Origin of the sequence: Massilia sp. TWP1-3-3 (assembly GCF_049897805.1) — a bacterium.
Classification (GTDB): Bacteria; Pseudomonadota; Gammaproteobacteria; order Burkholderiales; family Burkholderiaceae_D; genus Telluria_A.
In genome coordinates, this window is the sequence record NZ_JAFCWX010000011.1 from 47,811 (window position 1) to 66,543 (window position 18,733).

An 18,733-nucleotide genomic window follows, 5' to 3' on the forward strand; every position below is an offset into this window, starting at 1 on the left:
TCCCGTCCCGCGCATGCTGCTTTCCACCTGGATCACCTTCGTCATCGCCGGCGCCATCATTGCCGTCTCGCCCGGCTCGGGCGCGGTATTGTCCATGGCGCACGGGCTGGCGTACGGCGTGCGCAAGGCCAGCGCCACTGTGCTCGGCCTGCAACTTGGCCTGCTGCTGGTGTTCACGATTGCCGGCGCCGGCGTGGGGTCGCTGCTGCTGGCTTCCGAAGTCGCGTTCAACATCGTCAAGATCGTCGGCGCGCTGTACCTGATTTACCTGGGCGTGAACCAGTGGCGCGCCAAGGCTGCCGCCACTGCCGACAGCGACGCCCCCGAGGCGCATCCGTCGCTGCGGCGGCGCGTGGCGACCGGTTTCCTGACCAATGCGACCAATCCCAAGGGCATCATCTTCATGGTTGCCGTGCTGCCCCAGTTCATTTCGCGTGGCACCCCGCTACTGCCGCAGTTGCTCATTCTGGGCGCCACCATGGTCACGATCGACACCATCGTCATGCATGGCTACGCGTTCCTGGCCTCGTCGATGCAGCGCTACTTTCGCGACGCCGGCGCGGTCAAAAAGCAAAACCGTTTCTTCGGCGGCATCCTGGTGCTGATGGGAAGCGCCCTGTTTTTCGTCAAGCGCGGCGCCAACTGAACCTGCTCCAACGTGGTGTGTAGCGGCGCCATGCAAGCCGATATGCAACCCTTTGTAATTACTGTTGTCCGCCTGGTCGCTCATACGTTGTAATGAAGTGTCGGCATGCGTCCGCCTTTTTACCATCCTCCTGGAGCCATTGATGAGTACTCGATTCCTTCGCACCGTGACGCTGGCCGTGCTTGCCGCCTGTTCCGCGCTGGCACTGGCCGACACCCCAAGCCGGGTCGGCCGCATCGCCATGTCCCAGGGACAGGTCGGCATCAGCGGCGAGCAGGGCGACGAAACCAGCGCCGCGTTGGTCAACTGGCCAGTTACCTCGCATAACCAGGTCACCACCGGGCGCGACGGGCGCACCGAAATCCGGATCGGTTCCACGGCCGTGCGCCTGGACGCCGATTCCGCGCTCGACATCACCGAACTGGACGACGACAGCCTGCGCCTGCATCTGCACTACGGCAGCGCCAGCATCCGCGTGCGCAACGCCGACGTGCTGCGTGGCTTTACCCTGACCACCCCGCAAGGCGAAATCCGCCTCCTTGAAACGGGCCAGTTTCGGGTCGATGCAGGCCGGCGCCAGGACAGCACCGAGGTCACCGTATTTAGCGGCGTGGCGCAAGTGGACGGCGGCGGCTCGCGCCTGACGGTGCGCGCCGGCAAGCGCGCTGAAATCGGCCAGGACGACGTGCGCACCGGCTTTGCCGTGCGCGACAGGTTTGACGAATGGGCCCTGTTGCGCGACCAGCGCGATGAGCGCTCCGAGTCGGCCCGCTATGTCACCACCGAAATGACCGGCTACGAAGACCTGGATTACAACGGCGCCTGGCGCAACGACAATGAATACGGCCCGCTATGGTCGCCCCGCAATGTGCCTTACGGCTGGGCGCCGTACCGTGACGGCCGCTGGACCTACCTGCAGCCATGGGGCTGGACCTGGGTCGACAATGCGCCCTGGGGTTACGCGCCGTTCCACTATGGCCGCTGGCTCATGGTCGATCAGCGCTGGTGCTGGGCGCCGGGGCGCAATATTTCGCGCGTGATCTGGTCGCCGGCACTGGTGGGCTGGGTGGGCGGCAACAACTGGAACGCAAATTTTGGCAGTGGCAGCACCCGCCACGCCGCGCCGGCCACCGGCTGGTATCCGCTGGCCCCGCGCGATGCTTATGTACCGAACTACCGCATGGCGCATGACAATCTGCGCTACCTGAACCGCAATGCAGGCAGCGCCCAGCCGGATATCCGCAGCCGCGCACCGCAGTACCGCGACGACCACCCGCGCGCCGGCTTGACCGTGGTGCCGCACGAACAGTTCCGCCAGCGCGGCACGGTTGTGGTGCCAACGGCGCCGCGTGGCTCCGTGTCGCCAGCGCAATTGTTCACCGGCAGCAACACGCCGGTGATGCCGCCGGCGCCGCAAATGACGGAACGCGAACGCAGAGGCGACGGGCGGCGGTTCGAGCGCGAACGTGGCGAGCAGGTGGAGGCTGCGCGCAACATGAGCTCAGCTGGCGCCGTGCAGGTACAGCCGTCGCCGCTGGCCGGGCCGGATGCGCGCCGCGTGAGCAACTTTGGCAACGACGCCCGCCGCCAGCGCACGCCGGAGCAAGTTCAGGTTGCGCCGGCGCCGGCCGCAATTATGCCGGCGCCGGCGGTCATCCTAAGCTTGCCATCGCAGCCAGTGGTGGCGCAGCCGACCCGCGACGAGCGCATCAGCCGCTACAGGCGCTCGGATGAGGAACGCGATCCCGACGTGGAGCGCGAACGCCGCGCGCGCGGCGCCGAGTCGTTCCAGCAGCAGGCGCGCATTCAGCAGCAACAACAGCAACAACAGCAACAACAGCAACAACAGCAACAACAGCAACAACAACAGCAACAACAACAACAACAACAACAACAGCAACAGCAACAGCAGGCCCAGCAGCAGGCTCAGCAGCAACGCATGCAACAGATGCAACAGCAACAGATCCAGCAACAGCAGATCCAGCAACAGCAGATGCAGCAAATGAGAGCCCAGCAGGTCCAGCAGGCGCAGCCGGCCCCGCAACAACCGGTTCAGCAAGTCCAGCAAGCTCGTCCTCAACCGGAGCAGCAAAACGCGGCTCCGGAGCGACCTGTGCGGGAACGAGCCCGTCGCGCCAAGGAAGACGCCACGGACCTGCGCTAGCGCCAGAAACGGGTAAAAATGCAAGGCCAGCCAAGTGCTGGCCTTCTTTTTGGCTACAATGTGAACCTGCCGGCCCGTTGTGCGGGCCGCGCCTTGTGTTTATTCTAGAACTGGATTTTGTATGATCTCCCCAGAAGACTCCCTTATCGAGTATCCCAGCGACTTTCCGATCAAGGTGATGGGCCCCACGCACGAAGATTTCGCCGCGACGGTCATCGACGTCGTGCTCGGATTCGACCCGACATTTCATATCGGTCGCATGGAAGTGCGCCCTTCGGCACAGGGCAATTACACCGGCCTGACCGTCACGGTGCGCGCGATTAGCCGCGGACAGCTAGACGACCTGTATCGCGCCCTGTCGGCCCATCCGATGGTCAAGATCGTCATGTAACCGTTGTCGCCGCTGACCATGCCACCCCACAGCGCCGCGCGCGTGCGCGACCTCGGCCGCGCCGACTACGAGACCACCTTCGCCGCCATGCGCGCCTTTACCGACGCGCGCGTGCCCGACACGCCGGACGAACTGTGGATCGTCGAACACCCGCCCGTATTTACGCTTGGCCTGGGCGCCGATCGTGGCCACGTCCTGGCCGGGCCCGGCATTCCAGCCAATGCGATCCCCGTCATCCAGACCGATCGCGGGGGCGAAGTGACTTTCCACGGCCCAGGCCAGGTGGTGATTTACCTGCTGATGGACCTGCGCCGCAACAAGCCGGGCGGCAAGCTGTACGCGCGCCAGTTCGTGGCAAAAATCGAGGAGGCGATCATCAATGTGCTGGCGGCGTATAATCTTGGTGGCGAGCGCATCGCGGGCGCCCCCGGCATTTATATCGCCGATGGGGCGTGCAAAGGCGCCAAGATTGCCGCGCTTGGCCTGAAAGTGCGCGGCAACGGCTGCACCTACCATGGCGTGTCGCTCAATGTGGCGATGGATTTGGCGCCTTTTTCCTGGATCAACCCGTGCGGTTATGCGGGCCTGAAAACGGTCGACATGCGCAGCATGGGCGTCAATGCCCCGCTGGCCGAGGTGCAGCGCAGGCTGGCCGACGAACTGCTAGAGCAATTGGCAACTGTGGGCGCGCAGCCCGAACCGAACAATACAACCGAGCACGCAGCGACATGACCTCCGAGACCGATACCAGCACCGCCCCCGCCTACAACGCCAGCGACAAGCAAAAAGGCGCCAGCAAAACGTCGCGCATCCCGATCAAGATCGTGCCGATCGCCCAGATCGAGCGCCTCAAAAAGCCCGACTGGATTCGCGTCAAGGCCGCGTCGGCCTCGACCCGTTTCTACGAGATCAAGGACATCCTGCGCGCCAACAAGCTGGTGACGGTGTGCGAAGAGGCGAGCTGCCCAAACATCGGCGAATGCTTCGGCAAGGGCACCGCCACCTTCATGATCATGGGCGACAAGTGCACCCGCCGCTGCCCGTTCTGCGACGTCGGCCACGGCCGCCCGGATCCGCTCGACGCCGACGAGCCGCATAACCTGTCCCGAACCATCGCCGAACTGCGCCTGTCGTACGTCGTGATCACCTCGGTCGACCGCGACGACTTGCGCGACGGCGGCGCCGGCCACTTTGTCGAATGCATCAAGCAGACGCGCGCGCTCTCGCCCAAGACCCGCATCGAAGTGCTGGTGCCCGACTTCCGCGGGCGCCTGGCCAAGGCGCTGGCGATCTTTGCCGACGGCCTGCCCGACGTCATGAACCACAACCTCGAAACCGTGCCGCGCCTGTACAAGGAAGCGCGCCCCGGTTCGGACTACACGCACTCGCTCGAACTGCTGCGCGACTTCAAGGCGCTGTACCCGAACGCGGTCACCAAGTCCGGCATCATGGTCGGCCTTGGCGAGACCGACGAAGAAATCCTGCAAGTGATGCGCGACCTGCGCACCTACAATGTCGACATGCTGACCATCGGCCAGTATCTGGCGCCCTCGGGCGACCATTTGCCGGTGCGCCGCTACGTGCACCCTGACGTCTTTAAAATGTTCGAGGCCGAAGCGTACAAGATGGGCTTCGTGCACGCGGCCGTGGGCGCGATGGTGCGCAGTTCGTACCATGCGGACGAGCAGGCGCATGGCGCCGGCGTGCAGATCAGCGCCTGATCGCGCACCGACGGCAAACCGACGGCAGACCGGCTGCACGCAGCGTGACGCGGCCAGCATTGACGCTGGTGCTGCTGCCCGGGATGGACGGGAGCGGCGAGCTGTTTGCAGCATTTATCGCGGCGCTGGGCGACGCGGTCGTGCCGCTGGTCGTGTCGTATCCGCCGGGCGAGCCGCTCGATTACGCGCTCTTGACGGCATTTGCGCGCTCCCGCTTGCCGCCGGACCAGCCTTTCGTGCTGCTGGGCGAATCATTCTCAGGTCCTGTTGCCATTGCGCTGGCGGCGTCGCCGCCCGGCCTGGTGGCACTTATTTTGTGCTGTAGCTTCGCGCGCAATCCCGCGCCCGCGCTCACCCTGTTCAAGCATGTGCTGGGTGCGCTGCCCATGTCCGCCTCGCTGACTGGTTTGATTGCGCCGCTTTTGCTCGGTTCCGCTTCCACGCCCTTGCTGCGCGAAGCCTTGCGTGCAGCGATCGGGAAAGTCAGTGCGGCGGTCATGCGCGCCCGCTTGCGCGCGGTACTCGACTGCGATTATTCAACGCTGATGCGCGCCGTCGTCGTGCCGGTGCTCTATTTGCAGGCAGCGCAGGATCGGGTAGTGGCCGCCGGCGCCGCGCGCTATCTCGCCACGCTTCAACCGCAGCTGCACATCGTCCCGATCGCTGGACCGCACCTGCTGCTGCAAGCCGCTCCCGTTACTGCGGCGCTCGCGGTTCGGCGTTTCATCACTTCCCTGGCAACTGGCTGAACAAGCCGCACCTCTATTTCCTACTGGATTGCCTACTTTGATGGCTCTCTTTCATATGTGAGCTGCACTACATACGAAGGCGCCGATGCACCGTATAAGTTGATGTTCAACAAATACGAACTGCGGTGCAGAGCCGCTCAATCAAAGGAAAATACCATGTCTACCAAGATGATGATGTCATCAATCGCCGCCGCCGCCGCCACCACCGTACTGTGCTGCACAGCGCAGGCCGCGCCTGCAACGGCGCCAAAAGCTGAACCGCACATGCAAAAGGTGCTCGACGCATTGGGTTCGCTCGGGGGCAAGCCGATCGAAACGCTCACCCCGCAAGAAGCCCGCAAGCAGCCAACTCCTGCCGACGCGGTCAAAAAAGTGCTGACCGATATGGGCAAAAGCACAGCGCCGGAAGCTGGCGTCACCGTCAAGGACATGATGATCGCCGGTCCGCTGGGCGATTTCCCCATCCATATCTTTACGCCCGAAGGCAAGGGACCGTTCCCGGTCATGGTCTACTATCACGGCGGCGGCTTTGTCATTGCCGACACCAAGGTCTATGAAGCGTCGCCGCGCGCGCTGGCGAAAATGGCAAAAGCCGTCATTGTCGCGGTGGACTACCACCAGGCGCCCGAGCACAAGTTCCCTGCCGCACCCAACGATGCATATGCCGCCTACACCTGGGTACTGAAAAATGCACAAAGCATCAATGGCGACGCTACCCGCGTGGCGGTGGGCGGCGAGAGCGCCGGGGGCAACCTGGCCACTGTGGTGTCGATGATGGCGCGCGACAAAAAGGAGCCCATGCCGGTGCACCAGCTGCTGGTTTATCCGGTCGTCAATGACGACATGGAAACGCCGTCCTACAAGAAAAATGCAGCCGCCAAGCCGCTCAACAAGCCGATGATGGCGTGGTTCTTCAAGCATTACGGTGGCGACCCTAAGAATGCATACGCGCTGCCAATGAAAGCAACGACGCTCAAAGGCTTGCCGTCGGCAACCGTGATTGCCGCCGAAATCGACCCGCTGCTGTCGGAAGGGAAAGCTTACGCGGACCGCTTGAAGAAAGATGGCGTTGCAGTCGTATATAAAAGCTACCCCGGCGTGGCGCATGAATTCTTTGGCATGGGCGCCGTGGTTCCGGCAGCCAAGGATGCGGAGCAGTTTGCTGCCGACGCCTTGACCAAAGCTTTCCAGAAGCCGGCGCGCTAAGGTTTTTTTGGTACCAGCAGCGGCGGTGATTGCGCCGCTGCATCTGGCCCTTGGGGTGCGCTCTCCAGAATAATCAGGCTGGTATCGCCCACAGCTGCCGCCTTGCGCTGCACGATCTGCATGACAACAGCCTTTTGGTTGAACGGTTTCGGATGATGGAACCAAAACATGGGCAATCCTGGTCAATGACGGTTTTTGTCAGATGGTCCCTATGTCGGAAATAGCAAGTCCTTGAAAATTTGACCCCGTTTCTGCGCCTGGTCCGTTTCATTCGATAACAGAACTGTTTTCGATTGACCCGCCCGCCGTCCCGGCATCCATTTTCAAAGGATTTTCCATGCGCCACCCCATGATCGCCGCCTGTGCCCTCGGCCTGCTGAGCACGCAATGCCTGGCCGGCGTCAGCGCGCCCGTCACTTCCGTGACGCTGTATCCAGGCAGCGCCACCGTCACGCGCACGGCGCAGGTCAGCGCAGGCGCTACCGAAGTCGTGTTGCCCGGCTTGCCCGCCAATGTCGACCTGCAAACGCTGCGCGTCAAGAGCGCGCCGGGCATTCGCATCGCTGCCGTGGTGACGCAGGAAGCGGCAAGCAGCACGCCAGTCAACCCGGCCGAGGCAGCGCTGGCAGCGAAGATCGAAGCGCTCACGCAAGAGCATGCGCTATTGGGCGCCGAAATCAAGTCGGCAACCATCGTCAAAAATTACATTGAACACTTTGACGCCGGCGCCGGCGCTGGCCAGAAATCAACGGCCGGCATCGATGCCAAGGGCTTGGCGGCCATTATCGGCACCCTGGGCCATGGGGCCAGCGAGTCCCTGCTCAAGATCGAAAAACTCACCGTCCAGCAACGCGCCATCACCGGCAAGATCGAGGCGCTGCAGCGCGACCTGGCCACCGCGCAATCGGGCACCAAGGATACACGCCAGGTCACGGTTCGGCTGACCGCCGCGAACGCGGGTACGCTGATGGTGAGCTACCAACTGGCCAACGCCGGCTGGAAGGCGCTCTATCGCGCCAGCCTCGATTCGCATGGTTCGACGGTCGACCTGGAACGCCAGGCAACCATCATCCAGAACACCGGCGAAGACTGGAGCAAGGTGAAGATGACCTTGTCGACCGCCAAGCCGGGCCAGTCGCCGGTGGGCGCGCAGGCGCAGCCGTGGCTGCTGTCATGGCGCGCGCCGCAACCGGCCAAGCCGACGTCGTTCAATTTTGCAGCGGCGCCGGCACCGGTCACCGTGTCCGTATCGGGGAACAGGAACCGTGTTGCCGTCGACGAACTCGACACCAGCTTTACGGCCGAGTCGCAAACCACCTTTGCAACGCAATTCGACGTGCCCGGTTATGTCACGCTGGCCTCCGACGGGCGCGAGGTGACGGTGTCGCTGTCGAGCCAGACGCTGGCGGTCAAGCAGCATCTGCGCGTGACGCCGCGGCTGGAAAAATTTGCCATTGTCATGGCGGAAGCCGCCCGTCCGGACGGTGTGTGGCCAGCCGGTACCATCCAGTTGTTCCGCGACGGCAGCTATATCGGCGCCACCCAGTGGGCCTTGCAAGATGGCGAGAAAGCGCTGTTTTCATTCGGCCGCGATGAACTGTTGACGGTATCGGTGGCGGCGGTCGAAGGCATGTCGGGCAGCAAGGGCATCTTTAACGGACGCGCCGCGCGCAACATCGCCGATGTGTTCACCCTGGTCAACCGCCACAAAAAGGCGATAGACGTGATCGTGATCGAAGCATCGCCCGTAGCCACCGCCGAAGAAATCAAGGTGCAGGCGACTTTCGAGCCGCAGCCGGGCGTCCTGGCCTGGGAGGAGCGGCGCGGCGTGGTGGCCTGGACCACGAAGTTGGCGGCAGGCGACACAGCGAAGTTCAAGGTCGCTTACAGCATCAATTTTCCCAAGGATGGCGCCATGGTAGGACTGCGCTAGGCGGCAGTGCCTGCGTGGCCGGATCCACCTTCACCGGCTTAAAAATATTGCCACGTCGCAATACTAGTGATACATTTAAAATGTCCCTCACACTTTTGGAGCAGCGGCGATGGCATCCACCCTTAGTCCCGGCATAGCAACGCAGTCGCAAATCAAACTGCCCCCCGTTATTGCTGCCAAGCCAAAGGCGCCACCGCCACCGTCTGCCCCGCCTGCCAAGCCGTCCAGCATCGTCGCTGTCGGCAAGCCGAAAGAGGACCTGGGCTTGTACACGGCGGCCAAGGCCGTGCCTGCGGCTGTAGCGGGCACACCGGAAGCGCTCGAGACGAATGAAAAGGGCGTTGTGGCCGGGACTGGCCGGGTGGTGCTTGACATCGAAGCGTCCGATTCGGGCTACGCCAACAAGATTTACTATTCCACCGACAATTTCAAGACCAGGCAATACGTCGGCATCGATAACCAGACCGGCACCGTTGACCTGGGCACCTTCAAGCCGGGAACGACAATCCAGTTCGGCATCGACAACGGCCAAGGTGATTTTTTCACTACCGGCGGCAAATCCGCCAATGCAGACCAGGTCGACCATACGCAGGTCAGCAAGCTGGCCGATGGCGGCGTGCGGGTTGGCTTCGAAGACTTGCGCGGCGGCGGCGACCGCGATTTCAACGATGCCATCATCAAGGTACGCAGCGTGCCCGCAGCCGCGCCGCCCGTGTCCGCGTCCGCGCCCGCGTTCGCCCCGGTATCGGGCAATCCGACTGCGCTTGTTCCGCCCAGGCCAGCCGCCGCGCCGGTCGTTGCCAAGCCGGACACGGCAAAGCCTGTCCTCACGCCCGCCGCAGTCAAAGACGCTCCCCTCAAGCCGGCAACGACAGTACCAGCAACGCCCGCTGTCACGAATACTGCCGTGAAGCCGGCAACGCCGGCGCCGGTTGCGAACAAGGATGTGGCGCTCCAGCCGACCATACCGGCCGTGGCGCCTGCGCCGGCGGCGAAACCGGCGACTACGACCGTGGTGCCGGTGGCGGCCAAACCGGCGGCGGCAACAACTGCATCAACTACGGCAGCTACGGCGCCAAAACCAGCGACCAGTACCACCACTGCCGGCGCCAAGCCCGTAGCACCGACCAGCAGCAACGTCGTGGCCAACGACAAAGGCAACCGTTCCGGCCTGGGCGATGGCACCAATCCCGGCCAGGGTTCCGGCACCGTCAACTCGCCAAACCAGGGCACGCTGAACCCCGGCGGCGTGCGCTGACCGCGATCAGGGCATTGGGGGCTGCCAGCGGTAGTGCCCCGTAATCTCATATTTGAAGAGCATGTCTTCTTCCTGGGCGCCGCCGCCAATATTGTGAATCATCTGCGGTACGCCGGCCTGTGACGGCTTGTCGCCGACGATGCCGATATGCGTCAGGTTGCCCGGCAAGCGCCAGGTGACTACGTCGCCAGGCAAGTAATCGCGGCCGGCCTTGCTGGGTGGCACGGTTGTTCCATGGCGCGCGAAAAAGGTTGCCAGGTTGGGAACCCGCCGATGGTCGATATTCGTGTCCGGCTTTTTGAGCTGCCACTTTTGTGCGTGGGGATACGCACCCCATGCCTTGACCATATCCTGGTGCACCAGTTGCTGCAGGTCGACGCCAAGCTTGCGGTAGGCACGCACGACAACGTCGGTGCACACGCCGCGCTCGAGCGCAACGTCACCCCCCGGGTAGGCCAGCTTCTTGTAAGCGGGATCATAGTACAGCGTGACGCCAACCTGGCTGCGCGCAGCGTCGACCAGGCTGATCGCCGGCCGGGCTTGTGTGAACGCGGGCAGCAGGGCGAACAGCAGGATGGGCAGCAGTTTAGGCATGGGAATCGCAGGTTGTAGTCGGAACTGCAATCTTGTCATGCTTCTGGCCGTCCATGCACTCGCCGCTTGAATAAATCGTACAATCTTGTGACCCTTTGAAGCGAGACTGTTATGAGCAACGAAAAATCCTATACCCCCGAAGCGCTGAACAAATTTGGCGCGGCAAGCTTGCCCGGCTATCTGGGCATCGAAATCGTGGGCATTGCCGACGGCGAAGCGTCAGCCCGGCTGGAGATCAAGCCGCATCACCTGGCGCCCAACGGCTATCTGCATGCGGGCACAGTCATCACGCTGGCCGACACGGCCGCCGGCTATGCCTGCATTGCCAGCCTGCCCGAAGGCGCCAACAGCTTCACGACCATCGAACTGAAGTCGAACCACCTCGGCACCGCGCGCGATGGAGCGATCGCTTGCGTGGCCAAGGCGGCGCACTTGGGCAAGACAACGCAAGTGTGGGATGTAATCGTTACCAATGAGGTCAACGGCAAGACAATTGCCCTGTTCCGTTGCACGCAAATGATTTTGTATCCAAAGTAATGCTAAATTGAACGCATTGTTTCGCGTTATCGAGTAACCATGAAAATCATCACCGCACGATGGGCTTGCAGCGCCCTGCTTTGCCTGGCTTCTGCCGGCATGGCCCAAACGCCTGCGCCGGACGCCGCCACTTTCCATGGGCTTGGTGGCAAGAGCGGAATCAAAAAGATTGTGGATGCCTTGATTCCGCTGGTATTGGCCGACCCGAGGATCAAGGAATCGTTCGCCGATAGCGACATGAAGCATCTGGCCATGCGCCTCGAGGAGCAGTTTTGCGCCCTCAGCGGCGGGCCGTGCACCTACCAGGGCAAGGATATGGTCGAGATCCACGATGGACTCAACATCACGCGCGCGCAGTTCAACGCGCTGGCCGAGGATTTGCAGATGGCGATGGAACGCGTGGGCGTGCCGTCGCGCTATCAGAACAAGCTGGTGGCAAAGCTGGCGCCGATGCAGCGCGCGATTGTGACGAAATAACTTTCCTCACCTACACGGCGCGCGCAGCTCAGCGCACAAGTCGCAACTTTAGTGCACTCGAGAAGCAAACCAACATCATCCTGGCGCACGCGGCGACGATGTAGCTCAGAGCCGAACCCAGTTACCCTTGTACAGTATCGGCCCCGTCGGTCCATTCGGATCCGGCGAGCCACCCTTTGGCTCGAGCGTCACGGCCAGAACCGCCACATCCGCACTGATCGCGTTTTCCGCCAGCACGAAATGGCCACGCTTGTCCGCCAGCACGCCCAGCGAACGCGGATTGCCCGACTTGGGCACAGCCCACAGGTGCAAGCTCTTGTCGGCCGCCACGTGCGCACTGTTGATCACTCGCACATCAAGCGCATGATTGCGCGTGTCGGCCGTGACCACCAGCGCGTTTTGCGCCTTCTCATCGGTCAGCGTGGCAACATAATTGATGCTTGGCGGCTCCACGCCCGTCTTGCTCAGCACCAGCACCATCAAGACCGCCGCCAGCCCGGTGGACACCACGCCCAGGCCGCGCCAGAACGACAGGTTGTCGCTGATCCACGCCTGCCAGCCGGACCCCGGCGCCGCTTTCAGGTTCAGCCTGCGCTCGATGCCGCGCCAGACCGACTTGGGCGCCTGCACATCACCCGCAAACTCGGCCATGGGGGCCAGGCGCTGCTGCCACTCGGCGGTGATGTTGCGCAGGTCGGCGTCATTGTGCATCCAGCCTTCGTAGCGGCGCCTTGCCCCACCCTTGAGCGTGCCCAGCACGTACTCCGCCGCCAGCTTTTGCCGCAGCGCCAAGTTGTGACGAATGTTCATGCTTGCTCCCGTTTCGCCAGGCAGGTACGCAGCTTTTCGAGGCTGCGCCTGATCCAGGTTTTGACGGTTCCAACTGGTAGCTTCATGTGCTCTGCAACTTCGCTGTGCGACAGGTCGTGGTAAAACGCCAGCGCCACCGTCTGGCGCTGCAATCCCTCGAGCGCGGACATGCACCAGGCCAGCGCCTTGGCGTCGCCACTCATCTGCAGCGCCTCGATCGGGGTTCTTTGCGGATCCTGTAGAGCATTCATGATTTCACTATCAAACTGTTCCGCGTCGATTTCGACCGAGACGTCGCTGCGCCGGAGGTGGTCGAAAGCCTTGTTCCGGACAATGGTCGCCATCCAGGTCATCGGGGCGGCAAGATGGCTCTGATAGCTGGCGGCATTGTTCCAGATCGCAACGAAACTCTCTTGCAACACCTCTTCCGCAAGTTCGCGCTTGTTCAATATACGCAGCGCGAAGCCAAACAGTTTCGAAGAAGTTGCATCGTATAAAAATCGGAAGGCGGTAGCATCGCGCTTGGCGGCAGCGGCGAGCCAGGTTTTCAGTTGCTGCGGGTCGAGCGGTTTGACGTCGATGGACACTGCAAGCCTTTGGAATTGGGTCGGGATAGCCGCGCTCGTGCGCGGCCGCGCTGGCTGAGGTTATCTCATCTACATACGGAAATACAACATAAAAATTTGCGAAATACCGCAAAATAGTTGAATCCAATCCGACGCCGTTGACGTAGACACTAAATCATTATTAATTTATGGCAATATAAAGCTTATGGGAAAAAGACCTCGCACTCGCACTGGCACTCGCACTCGCACTTTCACCTGCATCGCCGCAGGCGCCTTGCTGCTGCTCAGTACAGGCACGCTGGCGCAAAACCGGCCAGATGTCGGCAAGCTGACGGCGACGGGCGGCGTGAGCCAGGTTGAAGGCGCGGGCGGCGGTGGTCTGGTGCCGTGGGCGCTGATCACCGGTTACGGCACGCGTGACAGCTGGGGCGCCAACGCGCACGTCACGGCGCTGCGCACGCAGGATTATTCGCTCTCCAGCGCGGGCGTGGCGGTCGGGTTTGCCGACCGGGTCGAGCTGTCGCTGGCGCAGCAGCATTTCAAGGGTAGCCTGGCGCCGCTGGACCAGCTCAGCATCCGGCAAGATATTGTCGGCATCAAGGTCAAGCTGGCTGGGGATGCGGTCTACGACCAGGACCGGGCAATGCCGCAAATTGCCGTCGGCGCGCTGTTCAAGCGCAACCGGGGCGTCGGCGGGCTGGGTGCCCTGGGGGTGAGCAATGTCACGCAACTGGGGGCCAAGGATGACAGCGGCACCGACTATTACGTGGCGGCGACCAAGGTGTTGCTCGATTCCAGCCTGCTGCTGAACGGCACGCTGCGCGCGACCAAGGCCAACCAGATGGGCTTGCTGGGCTTCGGCGGGGACCGCCATGACAGCTACCAGGCGATGCTGGAAGGCTCAGCCGCGTACATGTTCACGCGCAAGCTCGTCGTTGGCGTGGAGTACCGCCAAAAACCGCATAACCTGGGCGTGGATGATGAAAAGGCGTATTACGATGTGTTTGTCGCGTGGTTTCCGACCAAGCATGTGTCGGTAACGGCAGCGTACGTGGGGCTGGGCGATGTGACGGTGTTCAATCCCCGGCGCCAGCGCGGCATGTATGTGTCGGTGCAGACGGGGTTTTAAGCCGCCGCATCGATTCAACCTGCCAGCGCATCTTTCAGCAGCGCATGCAGCGCCGCAAAATCCGGCTCGCCCACGTAGCGCTTGATAATCCTGCCCTGCTTGTCGATCACGAAGGTAGTTGGCGTGAGCTGCACTTCGTTGAACGCCTTGGCGATATCGCCGCCGCTGTCGAGCGCCACGGTAAAGGGCAGCTTGCGCGTTTCGGTGAAATTGATCACGTAGTTCGGCGGGTCGTACTTCATCGCCACCGCGACAAACTCCAGGCCCTGGCCCTTGAACTTGTTATAGGTGTCGACCATCTGGGGCATTTCTTTAACGCAGGTCGTGCACGACGTGGCCCAGAAATTGACCATCACGACCTTGCCGCGCAAGCTGTCCGTGCTGATTTTTTTCCCGGCCAGATCGATAAACGTCACTTGCGGCGCCACCGGCGTGCGGCCGATCGTCAGGTAGGCGCCCAGCGCGATCGCGCCCACCAGCACCCCGATAATGGCCGGCTTGATCCAGTGCGAACGGGGCGTGTTTTCGGCTGTCATGATGTCAGAGCTGCACGCCCTTTTGTGGCGACAAGGCGCGCATCTCGTCTTCGGTGATGTACTCGAAAATCTTGACCACCTTGTTCACGCCGGACACGCCGCGCGCCACGTCGGCGGCAACTTGCCCTTCGCGCTGGGTGACGCGGCCCATCAGGTACACCACGCCGCGCTCGGTAATGACCTTGAACGAGGTAGCCGAAATCGTCTTCATGTCCACCAGGCTGGCTTTGACCTTGGTGGTGATCAGCGAATCGTTGGCGCGCGCCGTGTAGGTGGCGGGACCGGCAATGGTCAGCTCGTTGGCAACCGATGCCACGCCGTCGATGGCTTTGACTTCGCGTTCGACGGCCGCCTTCATGGCTTCATCTTTCACCTCGCCCGTCAGCAGCACCTGGCGGTTGAAGCTGTTGGCATTGATGTGCACGTCAGGGCCGGTAATTTTCGGCAAGCGCATGTCGGCCTTGACGGAGATGGATTTGTCGTCTGCCTGGGCGCCCAGCGTGCGGCGGTCGGCGGTAGCGGCGGCGGCGCCGGCAACGCCGCCCACCACCAGCGCCACGCAGCCGGTCAGGCTGCTCAGCAAGGCAAGGCACAGGGTGGCTTGCGCCAGCGGCCGGCCGTATTTCGCGAATGGTTTCCCAGATTTATTCATTTGCATCTCCTCCGAACAAGGCGACGTCGATACCGTCGCATATGCAGTGTATGGTGACCAGATGGACTTCCTGGATGCGCGCGGTGCGCGAATGGGGAACGCAAATGTTGACGTCCGCGTCCGTCAACAACTTGGCGAGCGCGCCGCCGTCTTTGCCGGTCAGCAGCACCACGCGCATTTCGCGCTCCAGCGCCGCTTCAACGGCGGCAATCACGTTGGCCGAATTGCCCGACGTGGAAATGGCCAGCAAAATGTCGCCGGCCTGGCCAAAGGCCTGGACCTGCTTGGAAAAAATCTCGCGGTAGCTGTAGTCGTTGCCAACCGCCGTCAGGATCGAGGTGTCGGTGGTCAGCGCCAGCGCGGGCAGCGGAAAGCGCTCGCGCTCGAAGCGGCCGACCAGCTCGGCGGCAAAATGCTGGCAGTCGGCGGCGGAACCGCCATTCCCGCAGGCCAGGATCTTGTTGCCGTTCGATAGCGCGCCGAACATCAGCTCGACAGCTTGCGAAATGGGTTGGACCAGGGAGGCGGCGCACTGAAGCTTCAGTTCGGCGCTCTCGTGAAAGTGGGCGAGGATGCGTTGATTATTCATGTGGGGATTATAGTGCAATGGCTGGCACGGCCGGGCAAGCGCGGTTAAATTTGCTTACACGTGATCTTGCACCCTGGGCTTACACCTGAATGGCGTCGCGCAGCCAGTCGAGCTGGTCGCCGTCGATCGCCACCACGTCAAAACGGCAGGGCGGCACGCGGGGAAAGCGCTGCAGGTAGGTTTCGGCGGCGCGCACCAGGCGCCGGATCTTGGCCGGGGTGATGCTGGCCGCCGCGCCGCCATGGGTGGTGCCTGCGCGCTGGCGCACTTCGACGAACACCAGTGTTTCGCCATCGCGCACAATCAAGTCGATTTCACCGCACTTGCAGCGAAAGTTGCTCTCCACCAGGCGCAAGCCATGCCGCTGCAGGTGTGCCAGCGCGTGCTGCTCCCATCCCTCGCCCTGGCGCTGTTTGGCGCTCTGCCGGATGGGCCACATGTCACTGCTTCTTGTCGACCAGCTTGAAACTGCCGCTCTGGTACACCGCGCCCGGCTCGACGCGCTCAAAACGGGCAACGCCGTTGCCGAAATTGACCGCCAGGCGGCCCGTCACGCCATCGATGCGAAATGCTGACACGGGCTTCTTGGCAATTTGTAGCGTGACGCGGAAGGCATCGATGCCCAGCGCATACAGGCGGTCCAGATCCGGGGTGCGGCCGGCGCCCAGAAAGCGCGGATAGACCATCACAGCCGGATTGTCGCCCTGGATCTGCCACGGCATGTCGAGCAGGCGCAAGCCATCGAGTTCAGGCATCGAGCCGCCGGCCGTCAGGCCCGGATTGACCGAGGAGGCGCCGTAAGCCGGCAGCTCGCTGCCCAAAATGGCGCGTACCTGGCGCGCCTGCTCGGCGTCGAGCGCGGCGAACATGATGGCCGGCATCTCGGTATCGACCCGCGCCTTGAGCTGGACAATGGCAGCATCGCTCAGGTAACCGTTCGAGGCCGTCAGTTCGGCCAGCTGGACCTGGTTGCCCAGCTGCTTCCATTGCGCCGCGAACGCGGCGGCCAGGCGCCGTTGCCACGGGCTGTTGCCAGATACGACCAGCGCACTGGTGCCGGGATGCTCGGCCGCGGCCCACTGGGCGACCTGGCGCGCTTCATCCTCGATCGACAGGCCGATCACCAGCATGTTGGGCGGAATCGGGTTGTCGATACCGCGCCCGTCCGGGTGGTTCAGGGCGATGGTCGGCTTGCTGACGGTGCCGCTGGCGGCCACGGCGCCAACGCCTGCGCGCGACAGCGGGCCGACGATGATGTCGTTGTCTTTCTTGGCCGCCATGTAGGCGTTCAGTGTTTCGTCGGTGTCGTCGCTGGTTTCGATAACGTTGACGACGACGCCTTCGCGTTCGTGCTCGTAGGCGGCCATGAAGCCGGCGCGCAGCGCTTCGGCCGGCAGGCGCAGCGCTTCGGCGCGGGTGGGCAGCAGCAGTGCGATGCGCACCGGCGCGCGGCCGGTGGGCGTGGTGGAGGAGGTGCCGGAAAACGCACTGTCGGGCGTTTCGACGGGCATGGTCTGGACGCTGGCGCCGGGCGCTGCGGCCAGCGGGGGCAACGCATTCGGCAGTGCATTCGGCACAGCGCGCGGCGCCGTGGCGTCGGCCGCGCGCGAACCCGGCGGTGCTCCACTTGTGTTTGCCTGCATTGGCGCGCACAATCCCCCCGTCGGATCGCAGGGCATTGGCGTGCTGCACGCCCCCAGCAGGGCAACACCAGCGGTGGCAAATACGCCTTTCAACATTTTCATAAGCATCACATCCTCAAATGACAGAAGAACAGTCCAGTCCGATCGTCCAATTGCCCGTCATGGCCGAAGCTGCACAGCAGTCCTATCCTACCGCAACCCTGTACATTGTAGCCACCCCCATCGGCAACGTCACCGATATCAGCGTGCGCGCCTTGCACGTGCTGGGCATGGTCGACGCCGTCGCCTGCGAAGACACCCGCAACACCGGCAACCTGCTCAGCCGTTTTGGCTTGTCGCGCCCCATGCTTGCCGCCCACCAGCACAATGAGCGCGAAGTGGCCGACAAGATCGTGCACCGGCTGTTGGCCGGTGAACGCATCGCCCTGGTGTCCGACGCCGGCACCCCCGGCGTGTCTGACCCCGGCGCGCGCATTGTGGACGCGGTACGCGCGGCCGGCCTGCGCGTGGTGCCGGTGCCGGGCGCGTCGGCGGCGGTGACGGCGCTGTCGGCCAGCGGCTTGGTCAACGACCAGTTTTACTTCGTTGGTTTTTTGCCGGCCAAGGCCAAGCAGCGCGAAACGGCGTTGCTGCAATTACTTACCGTCAGCGCAACACTGGTGTTTTACGAGGCGCCGCACCGGATCCTCGATTGCGTCGAAGCACTGGCGCTCGTGTTCCAGCCGGAACGCCAAGTGGTGTTTGCGCGCGAACTGACCAAGCTGTTTGAAGAGATCCACCGCTGCCCGCTGTCGGACGCGCTGGCGTGGGTCAAGGCCGACCCGCACCGCGAAAAAGGGGAATATGTGGTGCTGCTCGAAGGCGCCGCCGGCGGCAGCGATGCGCAGGAGGCCGAGGCCGAGCGGATCTTGAATATTTTGCTGGCCGAATGTTCGGTCAAGCAGGCGGCCAACCTGACGGCGCAAATTACGGGCCGCAAGAAGAACGCGCTGTACGACCGCGCCCTCGTCATCAAGGGCCAGGCGTAGGGCCCCGTCTTTGGCTCCCCGCCAGTGCGCGAATGTCACTAATCCGCAGAATGTAACTAATCCGCACTCTGCGCGCCCATTGCGGTCAAACCGTTGGCGCGGGC

At 63.0% G+C, this 18,733-nt stretch carries 22 protein-coding genes; 13 read left to right on the forward strand and 9 right to left on the reverse strand.

Features of this window, described 5'->3' with window-relative positions:
* Window positions 1–13 precede the first annotated feature (13 nt).
* The 7 genes from ACP7D4_RS13150 to ACP7D4_RS13180 all read left to right on the forward strand — a co-directional run bounded on the left by ACP7D4_RS13150 (window position 14) and on the right by ACP7D4_RS13180 (window position 6,877).
* Window positions 14–646: a LysE family transporter gene (locus ACP7D4_RS13150; protein ID WP_426209487.1), complete on the forward strand. Its 633-nt coding sequence runs from the start codon at window positions 14–16 to the stop codon at window positions 644–646.
* A gap of 142 nt (window positions 647–788) precedes the next feature.
* Window positions 789–2,810, forward strand: a complete 2,022-nt coding sequence (locus tag ACP7D4_RS13155; protein WP_426209489.1) for a DUF6600 domain-containing protein — start codon at window positions 789–791, stop codon at window positions 2,808–2,810.
* Between the two features lie 121 nt (window positions 2,811–2,931).
* On the forward strand, window positions 2,932–3,201 hold the full coding sequence (locus ACP7D4_RS13160; protein WP_426106813.1) for a DUF493 family protein: 270 nt from the start codon (window positions 2,932–2,934) through the stop codon (window positions 3,199–3,201).
* Window positions 3,202–3,219: 18 nt separating this feature from the next.
* Window positions 3,220–3,933 carry a lipoyl(octanoyl) transferase LipB gene (gene lipB / locus ACP7D4_RS13165; RefSeq protein ID WP_426209490.1) on the forward strand — a complete coding sequence of 238 codons (714 nt, stop codon included), beginning with the start codon at window positions 3,220–3,222 and terminating at the stop codon, window positions 3,931–3,933.
* Window positions 3,930–4,922 (forward strand): lipoyl synthase, encoded by a 993-nt coding sequence (gene lipA / locus ACP7D4_RS13170; RefSeq protein ID WP_426106815.1) that lies wholly within the window; start codon window positions 3,930–3,932, stop codon window positions 4,920–4,922. The genes lipB and lipA overlap by 4 nt, the downstream gene beginning before the upstream one ends.
* A gap of 44 nt (window positions 4,923–4,966) precedes the next feature.
* Complete coding sequence (locus ACP7D4_RS13175) at window positions 4,967–5,671, forward strand: alpha/beta fold hydrolase (RefSeq protein WP_426209492.1); 705 nt, start codon at window positions 4,967–4,969, stop codon at window positions 5,669–5,671.
* A 156-nt stretch (window positions 5,672–5,827) separates the two neighbouring features.
* Window positions 5,828–6,877: an alpha/beta hydrolase gene (locus tag ACP7D4_RS13180; RefSeq protein WP_426209494.1), complete on the forward strand. Its 1,050-nt coding sequence runs from the start codon at window positions 5,828–5,830 to the stop codon at window positions 6,875–6,877.
* Here the strand turns inward: ACP7D4_RS13180 and ACP7D4_RS13185 are convergent.
* Window positions 6,874–7,047, reverse strand: a complete 174-nt coding sequence (locus ACP7D4_RS13185; protein WP_426209496.1) for a hypothetical protein — start codon at window positions 7,045–7,047, stop codon at window positions 6,874–6,876. The genes ACP7D4_RS13180 and ACP7D4_RS13185 overlap by 4 nt on opposite strands.
* 167 nt (window positions 7,048–7,214) lie before the next feature.
* On the opposite strand from ACP7D4_RS13185, the gene ACP7D4_RS13190 reads away from it, so the two are divergent.
* Together ACP7D4_RS13190 and ACP7D4_RS13195 are read left to right on the forward strand one after the other, a co-directional pair.
* On the forward strand, window positions 7,215–8,810 hold the full coding sequence (locus ACP7D4_RS13190; protein ID WP_426209498.1) for a mucoidy inhibitor MuiA family protein: 1,596 nt from the start codon (window positions 7,215–7,217) through the stop codon (window positions 8,808–8,810).
* A 109-nt stretch (window positions 8,811–8,919) separates the two neighbouring features.
* Window positions 8,920–10,068: a DUF4114 domain-containing protein gene (locus tag ACP7D4_RS13195; RefSeq protein WP_426209499.1), complete on the forward strand. Its 1,149-nt coding sequence runs from the start codon at window positions 8,920–8,922 to the stop codon at window positions 10,066–10,068.
* Between the two features lie 6 nt (window positions 10,069–10,074).
* Here the strand turns inward: ACP7D4_RS13195 and ACP7D4_RS13200 are convergent, their stop codons facing one another.
* Complete coding sequence (locus ACP7D4_RS13200; RefSeq protein WP_426209501.1) at window positions 10,075–10,662, reverse strand: DUF1287 domain-containing protein; 588 nt, start codon at window positions 10,660–10,662, stop codon at window positions 10,075–10,077.
* Window positions 10,663–10,773: 111 nt separating this feature from the next.
* Here ACP7D4_RS13200 and ACP7D4_RS13205 point away from each other — a divergent pair, with 111 nt between their 5' ends.
* Together ACP7D4_RS13205 and ACP7D4_RS13210 are read left to right on the forward strand one after the other, a co-directional pair.
* Entirely contained in the window at window positions 10,774–11,199 is a 426-nt protein-coding gene (locus ACP7D4_RS13205) for a PaaI family thioesterase (RefSeq protein ID WP_426106824.1), read from the forward strand.
* A 39-nt stretch (window positions 11,200–11,238) separates the two neighbouring features.
* Window positions 11,239–11,676 carry a group I truncated hemoglobin gene (locus ACP7D4_RS13210; protein ID WP_426106826.1) on the forward strand — a complete coding sequence of 146 codons (438 nt, stop codon included), beginning with the start codon at window positions 11,239–11,241 and terminating at the stop codon, window positions 11,674–11,676.
* Between the two features lie 105 nt (window positions 11,677–11,781).
* Here ACP7D4_RS13210 and ACP7D4_RS13215 read toward each other — a convergent pair whose 3' ends face one another.
* On the reverse strand, window positions 11,782–12,486 hold the full coding sequence (locus ACP7D4_RS13215; RefSeq protein WP_426209503.1) for an anti-sigma factor: 705 nt from the start codon (window positions 12,484–12,486) through the stop codon (window positions 11,782–11,784).
* Window positions 12,483–13,073, reverse strand: a complete 591-nt coding sequence (locus ACP7D4_RS13220) for a sigma-70 family RNA polymerase sigma factor (RefSeq protein ID WP_426106828.1) — start codon at window positions 13,071–13,073, stop codon at window positions 12,483–12,485. The genes ACP7D4_RS13215 and ACP7D4_RS13220 overlap by 4 nt, the downstream gene beginning before the upstream one ends.
* A gap of 253 nt (window positions 13,074–13,326) precedes the next feature.
* Here ACP7D4_RS13220 and ACP7D4_RS13225 point away from each other — a divergent pair, with 253 nt between their 5' ends.
* Window positions 13,327–14,181, forward strand: a complete 855-nt coding sequence (locus tag ACP7D4_RS13225; protein WP_426106830.1) for a DUF3034 family protein — start codon at window positions 13,327–13,329, stop codon at window positions 14,179–14,181.
* A gap of 14 nt (window positions 14,182–14,195) precedes the next feature.
* Here the strand turns inward: ACP7D4_RS13225 and ACP7D4_RS13230 are convergent, their stop codons facing one another.
* The 5 genes from ACP7D4_RS13230 to ACP7D4_RS13250 form a co-directional block, all read right to left on the reverse strand.
* Window positions 14,196–14,717, reverse strand: coding sequence for a peroxiredoxin family protein (locus ACP7D4_RS13230; RefSeq protein ID WP_426106831.1), 522 nt, complete (start codon window positions 14,715–14,717; stop codon window positions 14,196–14,198).
* 4 nt (window positions 14,718–14,721) lie between these two features.
* Complete coding sequence (locus ACP7D4_RS13235; RefSeq protein WP_426209504.1) at window positions 14,722–15,369, reverse strand: BON domain-containing protein; 648 nt, start codon at window positions 15,367–15,369, stop codon at window positions 14,722–14,724.
* The gene (locus ACP7D4_RS13240; protein ID WP_426106833.1) at window positions 15,362–15,958 is read right to left on the reverse strand and encodes a phosphoheptose isomerase; all 597 of its coding nucleotides are present in this window, start codon (window positions 15,956–15,958) and stop codon (window positions 15,362–15,364) included. The genes ACP7D4_RS13235 and ACP7D4_RS13240 overlap by 8 nt, the downstream gene beginning before the upstream one ends.
* Window positions 15,959–16,037: 79 nt before the next feature.
* The gene (locus ACP7D4_RS13245) at window positions 16,038–16,397 is read right to left on the reverse strand and encodes a YraN family protein (protein WP_426106834.1); all 360 of its coding nucleotides are present in this window, start codon (window positions 16,395–16,397) and stop codon (window positions 16,038–16,040) included.
* Between the two features lies 1 nt (window position 16,398).
* Window positions 16,399–17,703: a penicillin-binding protein activator gene (locus tag ACP7D4_RS13250; RefSeq protein WP_426209506.1), complete on the reverse strand. Its 1,305-nt coding sequence runs from the start codon at window positions 17,701–17,703 to the stop codon at window positions 16,399–16,401.
* Between the two features lie 17 nt (window positions 17,704–17,720).
* On the opposite strand from ACP7D4_RS13250, the gene rsmI reads away from it, so the two are divergent.
* A complete protein-coding gene (rsmI, locus tag ACP7D4_RS13255; RefSeq protein ID WP_426209508.1) occupies window positions 17,721–18,629 on the forward strand; it encodes a 16S rRNA (cytidine(1402)-2'-O)-methyltransferase in 909 nt (302 codons plus the stop codon).
* The last annotated feature ends 104 nt before the right edge of the window (window positions 18,630–18,733 follow it).

Excerpts from the sequence above, each read along its gene's own strand:
- ACP7D4_RS13150 (WP_426209487.1), top strand. The coding sequence starts at position 14 with ATGCTGCTTTCCACCTGGATCACCTTCGTCATCGCCGGCGCCATCATT.
- ACP7D4_RS13155 (WP_426209489.1), top strand. The coding sequence starts at position 789 with ATGAGTACTCGATTCCTTCGCACCGTGACGCTGGCCGTGCTTGCCGCC.
- ACP7D4_RS13160 (WP_426106813.1), top strand. The coding sequence starts at position 2,932 with ATGATCTCCCCAGAAGACTCCCTTATCGAGTATCCCAGCGACTTTCCG.
- lipB (WP_426209490.1), top strand. The coding sequence starts at position 3,220 with ATGCCACCCCACAGCGCCGCGCGCGTGCGCGACCTCGGCCGCGCCGAC.
- lipA (WP_426106815.1), top strand. The coding sequence starts at position 3,930 with ATGACCTCCGAGACCGATACCAGCACCGCCCCCGCCTACAACGCCAGC.
- ACP7D4_RS13180 (WP_426209494.1), top strand. The coding sequence starts at position 5,828 with ATGTCTACCAAGATGATGATGTCATCAATCGCCGCCGCCGCCGCCACC.
- ACP7D4_RS13185 (WP_426209496.1), bottom strand. The coding sequence starts at position 7,047 with ATGTTTTGGTTCCATCATCCGAAACCGTTCAACCAAAAGGCTGTTGTC.
- ACP7D4_RS13190 (WP_426209498.1), top strand. The coding sequence starts at position 7,215 with ATGCGCCACCCCATGATCGCCGCCTGTGCCCTCGGCCTGCTGAGCACG.
- ACP7D4_RS13195 (WP_426209499.1), top strand. The coding sequence starts at position 8,920 with ATGGCATCCACCCTTAGTCCCGGCATAGCAACGCAGTCGCAAATCAAA.
- ACP7D4_RS13200 (WP_426209501.1), bottom strand. The coding sequence starts at position 10,662 with ATGCCTAAACTGCTGCCCATCCTGCTGTTCGCCCTGCTGCCCGCGTTC.
- ACP7D4_RS13205 (WP_426106824.1), top strand. The coding sequence starts at position 10,774 with ATGAGCAACGAAAAATCCTATACCCCCGAAGCGCTGAACAAATTTGGC.
- ACP7D4_RS13210 (WP_426106826.1), top strand. The coding sequence starts at position 11,239 with ATGAAAATCATCACCGCACGATGGGCTTGCAGCGCCCTGCTTTGCCTG.
- ACP7D4_RS13215 (WP_426209503.1), bottom strand. The coding sequence starts at position 12,486 with ATGAACATTCGTCACAACTTGGCGCTGCGGCAAAAGCTGGCGGCGGAG.
- ACP7D4_RS13230 (WP_426106831.1), bottom strand. The coding sequence starts at position 14,717 with ATGACAGCCGAAAACACGCCCCGTTCGCACTGGATCAAGCCGGCCATT.
- ACP7D4_RS13235 (WP_426209504.1), bottom strand. The coding sequence starts at position 15,369 with ATGAATAAATCTGGGAAACCATTCGCGAAATACGGCCGGCCGCTGGCG.
- ACP7D4_RS13240 (WP_426106833.1), bottom strand. The coding sequence starts at position 15,958 with ATGAATAATCAACGCATCCTCGCCCACTTTCACGAGAGCGCCGAACTG.
- ACP7D4_RS13245 (WP_426106834.1), bottom strand. The coding sequence starts at position 16,397 with ATGTGGCCCATCCGGCAGAGCGCCAAACAGCGCCAGGGCGAGGGATGG.
- ACP7D4_RS13250 (WP_426209506.1), bottom strand. The coding sequence starts at position 17,703 with ATGAAAATGTTGAAAGGCGTATTTGCCACCGCTGGTGTTGCCCTGCTG.
- rsmI (WP_426209508.1), top strand. The coding sequence starts at position 17,721 with ATGACAGAAGAACAGTCCAGTCCGATCGTCCAATTGCCCGTCATGGCC.